This window comes from Actinophytocola gossypii (assembly GCF_025165815.1).
Lineage (GTDB): Bacteria > Actinomycetota > Actinomycetes > Mycobacteriales > Pseudonocardiaceae > Actinophytocola > Actinophytocola gossypii.
In genome coordinates, this window is record NZ_JAFFZE010000023.1 from 229,639 (window position 1) to 236,190 (window position 6,552).

6 protein-coding genes are annotated in these 6,552 nt (G+C 74.4%); 1 reads left to right on the top strand and 5 read right to left on the bottom strand.

Annotated elements, in window-relative coordinates:
• Positions 1 to 2 precede the first annotated feature (2 nt).
• From JT362_RS29340 to JT362_RS29350, 3 genes are read right to left on the bottom strand one after another with little or no spacing between them, the layout of a single operon-like run.
• Positions 3 to 1,226, bottom strand: coding sequence for a zinc-dependent alcohol dehydrogenase (locus JT362_RS29340; protein WP_260195083.1), 1,224 nt, complete (start codon positions 1,224 to 1,226; stop codon positions 3 to 5).
• Positions 1,223 to 2,176: a PfkB family carbohydrate kinase gene (locus JT362_RS29345; protein WP_260195084.1), complete on the bottom strand. Its 954-nt coding sequence runs from the start codon at positions 2,174 to 2,176 to the stop codon at positions 1,223 to 1,225. The genes JT362_RS29340 and JT362_RS29345 overlap by 4 nt, the downstream gene beginning before the upstream one ends.
• Before the next feature lie 33 nt (positions 2,177 to 2,209).
• Positions 2,210 to 3,427: a YncE family protein gene (locus tag JT362_RS29350; RefSeq protein WP_260195085.1), complete on the bottom strand. Its 1,218-nt coding sequence runs from the start codon at positions 3,425 to 3,427 to the stop codon at positions 2,210 to 2,212.
• Between the two features lie 120 nt (positions 3,428 to 3,547).
• On the opposite strand from JT362_RS29350, the gene JT362_RS29355 reads away from it, so the two are divergent.
• The gene (locus JT362_RS29355) at positions 3,548 to 4,624 is read left to right on the top strand and encodes a PucR family transcriptional regulator (RefSeq protein ID WP_260195086.1); all 1,077 of its coding nucleotides are present in this window, start codon (positions 3,548 to 3,550) and stop codon (positions 4,622 to 4,624) included.
• A 9-nt stretch (positions 4,625 to 4,633) separates the two neighbouring features.
• On the opposite strand, the gene JT362_RS29360 is transcribed toward JT362_RS29355, so the two are convergent.
• Both JT362_RS29360 and JT362_RS29365 read right to left on the bottom strand, forming a co-directional pair.
• Positions 4,634 to 5,923: an SGNH/GDSL hydrolase family protein gene (locus JT362_RS29360; RefSeq protein WP_260195087.1), complete on the bottom strand. Its 1,290-nt coding sequence runs from the start codon at positions 5,921 to 5,923 to the stop codon at positions 4,634 to 4,636.
• 22 nt (positions 5,924 to 5,945) lie between these two features.
• Positions 5,946 to 6,552, bottom strand: a 607-nt coding sequence (locus JT362_RS29365) for a polysaccharide deacetylase family protein (protein ID WP_260195088.1), incomplete at its 5' end; no start/stop codon positions are given.

Sequence of the window (6,552 nt, forward strand, 5' to 3'; positions counted from 1 at the left end):
GCTCACGCCGCCGGGGTGCCGACGTCGAGCACGGTCTTGAGCCAGCCCTCCTCGCGGCGGTCGAACGTCTCGTAGGCCTCGATCGCGGCGGTCGGGGGTTCGTGCTGGGTGATGAAGTCGGTCGGCTCGACGCTGCCGGTGGCCACCATGGACAGCAGCCGGGGCAGGTAGCGGCGGTGGTTGCAGTTTCCCATGTGGATGCTCAGGTTCTTGTTCATCGCCTCCCCGAACGGGAAGCTGGAGAACCCAGGCGGGTACACCCCGATCACGCCGATCGTGCCGGCCTTGGCGACCGCCCGCACCGCCCACTGCGCGGCCAGGCTCGGCGCGTTGCCCGGGACCCACTGCTCCCCCGACGGCGACGCGTCCGGCGCCGCGGCGGCGCGTTCCTGCTCGAACTGGTCGCGCTGCCGGGCGGCCTGCTCGGCGGCCGGGCCGCTCGCCGGGCGCTGCGCGTCCACCCCGACCGCCTCGATCACCCGGTCGACGCCGATCCCGCCGGTCAGCTCGCGGACCAGCGCCACCGGGTCCTCGGCGTTGAAGTCGACGGTCTCCGCGTTCTGCCGGCGGGCCGCGTCCAGCCGCGAGCCGATGCCGTCGACGACGAACACCCGCCCGGCGCCCTGCCGTTTCGCCGACGCGATCGCGAACTGGCCGACCACGCCCGCGCCGAGGACCAGCACGCTGTCGCCCTCGCTCACCTCGGCGAGCCGGGCACCGAACCACGCGGTCGGGAAGATGTCGGACAGCAGGATCGCCTGGTCGTCGCTCACCCCGTCCGGGATCCGCACCAGCGTGGTCATCGCGAACGGCACGCGGGCGTACTCGGCCTGCAGCCCGTCGACCGGGCCGGTGCTGGTCGGGCCGCCGAAGAACGACGTCCCCGCCGACGGCCCGTTCGGGTTCGCGGTGTCGCACTGCGCGTAGTACCCGGCGCGGCAGTACGAGCACGTGCCGCACCCGATCGTGGACGCGATCACCACGCGGTCACCCCGGCTGAACCCGCGCACCGCGGGCCCGACGTCCTCGACCACGCCGACCGCCTCGTGCCCGAGCACGGTGCCCGGTTCCATGCCCGGCATCGTGCCGCGCACCAGGTGCAGGTCGGTGCCGCAGATCGCGCTGCGGGTGACCCGCACGATCGCGTCACTGGGTTCCAGGATCTCGGGCTCCGGCACGTCGTCCACGCGGATGTCTCCGACGCCGTGCCACACGACTGCCTTCACGACTCCTCCTCCGTCGGTTCCGGGTCGGCGTTCCCGGACACCTCCGGCCCAAACCGGCGCAGCCGCTCGGGGTCGAGGTCCGGCCGGCCGCCGGGGTGTCCGACCGTCGCCGCCGAAGCGGTCACCGCGAGCCGCGCGGCCTCGGCGAACCCGCCGCCTCGGCACAGCACCGTGGTCAGGCCGGCGACCAGGGCGTCCCCCGCGCCGGTGGTGTCGACCACCTCGGTGTCCACGAACGGGAACACCCGCGCGTCGTCCGCCCACACGAACGCGTCGCCGCCCGCGAGGCCGAGCGCGGCCAGCGTGACGCCGTGCCGCGACCCCAGCTCCCGGCCGGCGCGCACGGCGGCGGCCGCGTCGTCGAGGCGGACGCCGGTCAGCAGCTCCGCCTCGCGTGCGTCGGCCCGCACCACGTCGGCCAGCCCGAGCAACTCGTCCCGGAGGTCGCCGGGCGCGCCGTCCAGCACGAGCAGCCCGCCCGCGTCCTTCGCGGCCCGCGCGGCGGCGAGTGCCGCGCCGGCGGGTTGCTGGAGCTGCACGACGACCGCCCGCGCCGCCCGCAGCACGGGACCGGCAGCGGCGACGTCGTCCTCGGTGAGCAGCACGTCCGCTGGCAGGTGCTCCAGGTAGTGCCAGCCGGCGTCGTCGTCGACCGCGTCCACGATCAGCCCGGTCTCCGCGCCCGGGCGCCGCACGACCGGGGTGACGTCGACGCCGTCGGCGCGGGCCTGGTCGAGCAGCGCACCGGCCACCGCGTCGTCGCCGACGACGCCGAGCAGCCCGACCGACGCGCCCAGCTGCGCGCACCCGACGGCCTGGTTGGCGCCCTTGCCGCCCAGCAGCTCCCGGCGGGAGCGCACGGCGGCCGACCGGCCGGCGCCGGGCATCGACGGGACACGGAGCACCAGGTCGCGGGCGATCTGCCCGACGAAGACGATCTCAGGGGCCATGCCCCTCGGATAGCCCCCGAGGTCGCCCGGTAATCAGACGCCGGCCCAGCCCTCGGGGACGTGGCCGATGCGGACGCGCTGCGGGTGGTCGCCCACCGGGACCGAGGCGATCTTCTCGCCGGTGGCGAAGTCGATCGAGGTGACCCGGTCGGCGCCACTCTCCGAGATCACGCACGCGCTGCCGTCGCCGCTGACCGTGGCCCAGTACGGCTTCGACGCCGCCACCAGCGGGCCTTCCTGGAGGGTGGCCCGGTCGACGACGGTGGCGTAGTCGTCCATGGTGCCCGCGACGCAGAGCTTCTCGCCGGTGGGGCTCATCGCCAGGCCGTGGTGGCGGGAGTCGTTGATCCACTGGGTGCGGTCGTCCGGCGTGTCCGGGTTCTCCGGCAGCGTCTTGTCCCGGGTGATCCGGTCGGTGGCCACGTCGTACTCGAGGAAGCCGTTGTAGAACGACACCTGGAAGTACAGCTTCGACTCGTCCGGGCTGAACGCGACCGGGCGCACCGCGTCGGACAGGTCCTCGCGGCCGAAGGCGTCCAGCCGGTCCCGCATGTCGATCACCCGCACCTGCTCGTGGGTGGCGGTGTCCACGACGGTGATCTTCCGGTCGCCCTTGGTCCAGTCCAGCCAGGGCGCGTCGAGCGCGGTGTTGACCTCGCCGATCGACGAGTTCCACAGGTACCGGCCGCCGTCGGTGTAGGTGTTCTCGTGCGGCTTGTCGCCGGTGCGGAAGGAGCCGACCTCGGCGCCGGTCTCGATGTCCAGCACGTGCACGGTGTTCGAGGTCGAGGCGGACACCGCGACCCGGGTGCCGTCCGGGGAGACGGCCATGTGGTCGGAGCGGAAGCCGGACACCGGGAACCGCCAGTTGACGCCGCCGTCGGCGAGGTCGATCGACACCACGTCGGCGAAGCTGGGCCGCGACACCACGAGCGCGTCGCCGTCCGGCGTGGTGTACATGTCGTCGACCAGTTGATCGTGGCCCTCGCCGACGGTCTCCCGGATGCCGAGGAAGAACGCCAGCCGCACCGGGTTCAGGTAGATCTCGCGCAGCCGCTCGTCCTTGTCCGGGACGACGTTCAGCCGGCCGACCGGGGTGAGGTCCGGCGTCGAGGCGACGACGTCGACCGTGCCCGCCCAGTTGTTGCCGACGAACATGACCTCCCGGAGCCGTTCCTCGGCGGCGGCGCTGCCGGCCGGGACGAGGAACGAGACGACCGCCGCGGCGGCTAGCAGGGGCTGCGCCTTCATGGTGTGCCTCCGTTACCGTGTGGTGGCTCTCAGCGAACCAGCGGGTAACCGGGCCGCGGTAGGGCCTGGTACCCAACGCCGGTCCGGCCGGTTGTGGCCGGTGCACAAAGGAGCGGTGCGATGACCGTGCTCCGCGAGGTGCTCGCGGCGATGGCGGCCGACGAAAGCATCGTCGACGAGGTGGTGGCCGCCGCGCGCACCGCGTCCGCCGAGGTGGCGCGGCTGCCGGAGGCGGAGAACCGGCGGCACATCGCGGTCATGGTCGCCGCCGGGATCGCGGCCGTCGACGACCCCGGCGAGGCCGTGTTCGCCGCCGCGGCGGCGCTGGGCGCCGACCGGGCCGCGCAGGGCGTGCCGATCGAGGCGCTGCTGCGCGGCGTGCACGCCGGCCGCACGCGTGCGGTGGAGCTCGCGCTCGCCCGGGCCGAGACCGCCGGGGTGCCACCCGAGGACATGCTGGCCGCGCTCGTCGCGTTCACCCGGTACGCGGGCGAGCTGGAGCGGCACGTGGTCGCCGGCTACCACCGTGCGGTCGTGGAGGCGTCGCACACGCACGTACTGCGCCGGCTGCTGCACGGCGAGAACGTGCCCGACGAGGACGTCGCCCGCGCGGGTCTGCGGGTCGACGGCCGGTACCACTGCGTGCTCGCCGACGTGTCCGACCCGGTGCGGGCCCGGGCGCTGGAGCGGCGGTTCGCCGGCGGGGTCGTCGGGCTGGTGGACGGGCGGCTCGCCGCCCTCACGCCGCACCCGCCGACGGGGTTCGGGGACGACCTGGTGGTGGTCGCGCCCCCGGCGCCGCCGGCCGACGCGCCGGCGCACTACGAGCTGTGCCGCACGGCGGTGCGCGCGGCGGCCGGGCTCGGCCTCGGCGGCGTGCACGCGTTGACGGATCTGGCCGGGGAGACCGCGCTGGCCGCGCAGCCGGTGCTCGGTGCGCTGCTGGTCGGCGAGTACCTGGGCGCGCTGGACCGCGCGGACTCGTTCCACCGCCAGCTGGTGCGCACGGCCAGCACCTACCTCGACCACGGCCAGCGGGTGGACCAGACCGCTGCCGCGCTGCACGTGCACCCGAACACCGTGCGGTACCGGCTGAGCAGGCTCAGCGAGCTGACCGGCGCCCCGCTGGAACCGGGCGACGCCACGACGGTGCTGGCGACGCTGCGCTGGTGGTGGGCGCTCAACGCCTGGCTCTGACCGTTCGCGCTAGCGGAACAGGTGGAGCGGGACCGCGTCGGCCATGGCGGCCATGCCGGCGTCGTTGGGGTGCAGGTGATCGCCGCTGTCGTAGGCCGGGTTCAGGCGTCGCGGGTCGGCGGGGTCGCGGGTGGCCCTGGCGAAGTCGATGACCGAGTCGAACTCGCCGCTGGTGCGGACCCAGGTGTTCACCGCCTGGCGCTTGGCCTCGTTCTCGTCGGTGTCCAGGCCGGGGGTGCCGCCGAACGGCAGGATCGTGCCGCCGTGGATCTCCAGGCCGGCGGCGTGCGCGCGGGCGATCAGCTGGCGGTACCCGGCGATCAGCTCGCCGGCGGTCACGGCCTCGTTCGGCGGCGCCACCGAGCCGGGGTGGCCGAGGTCGTTCACGCCGATCAGCACCACGACGTCGGTGACACCGGGCCGGGCGAGCACGTCCCGGTCGAACCGGCGCAGCGCGCTGTGGCCGAAGAACTCGGCGAAGTTCTCCGGCTCGCTGCCCGGTGGCGGGTTGGGGTCGTGCAGCAGCCGGTTGCCGGCGACACCGAGGTTGAGCACACCGGTGTCCCGCAGCCACGGCACGCGTCGCAGCCGGTCGGCGAGCAGGTCGGGCCAGCGGTGGTTGGCGTTGAGGTCGGTCTCGAAGCCGTTGGTGATCGAGTCGCCGAGCGCGACGACGGCGGCCGGGTCGCGGTCGTGGGTGCGCACGCTGATCCCGGACAGGAAGTACCACTGGGTGATGGTGCGGGTGGCGGTGACGCTGCGCTCGGCGGTGACGTTGCCGGCCGCGACCACGTTCTCCTGGTAGGCGAAGTTGTGCAGGGTGGTCACCGGCGTCGGGTCGGGCAGGTAGACGCTGACCACGAGGTCGGCGCCGGCCGGAAGCCGGAGCGGGACCGGGTCGCTGAGCAGCGGGGCGCCCTCGGGCACGGTCGCGGAGCGTTGCCCGCCGAAGGTCACCGCGCGGTCGGTCTCCGGCGCGATGTCGGTCCCGGTGCCGGCGTGCCGGGCCACCCGGACCTCACCGATGTGCAGTGCGCCGTCGCCGAACTCGTTGGTGAGCCGCAGGCGGAGCGCGTCGCCGCCGGTACTGGTGTGCACGACCTGGCGGACCGTCTCGTCGGACACGGTCGGCGTGGAGTTCTCCGGGGTCGCGGTCGGCACGCTCCCCCAGGTGCCGACCCACTGTGCCGGGCCGGGGGGATGGCCGGCCGGTTCCCGGGTGTCCGTGGCGACCCAGGTGGCGAGCACGAGCATCGCGGCGGCGAGTACCGCCACCAACGCTGAGGACGTCCGCCGCATCGCGTGCCTCCCGGCCGAAAAGTCAGGCGTGCCGGGCGGGCCGGGTGAACCGCCAGCCCTCGGCGCGCAGTTCCGGAATGATCGTAGCGACGGCGTCGACGGTCTGGGTACGGTCACCGCCGCCGTCGTGCAGGAGCACCACCGCGCCCGGGGTGACGCCGTCGAGCAGGCGGCGGACGAGTTCGTCGGTGCCGGGCGGCTCCCAGTCACCGACCGCGAGCCGCCAGCCGAGGGGTCGCATGCCGAGCGCGGCCGCCACCTCCGGCGACCGGCCCCACGACCCGTACGGGGCGCGGAAGTAGGGGATGCGGGCCCCGGGCACCGCATCGCGGATGGCGGCGTTGGTGGCCAGCAGGTCGGCGCGGATCCGTTCGGGGGCCCAGGTGCCGAGGTCGTCGTGGTGCATCGAGTGGTTGCACAGCAGGTGGCCCTCGGCGACGATCCGGCGCACGAGCGCGGGGTGCTGGCGGACGTGCTCGCCCCACAGGCAGAACACGGCGGTGACGTTCGTGGCGCGCAGCAGGTCGAGCAGTCGGGGCGTGTTCCTCGGGTCGGGGCCGTCGTCGAAGGTGAGGGCGACGGTGCGGCCCGGTTGACCGGTCGAGTCGACGATGTCCGGGGTGGGGCGT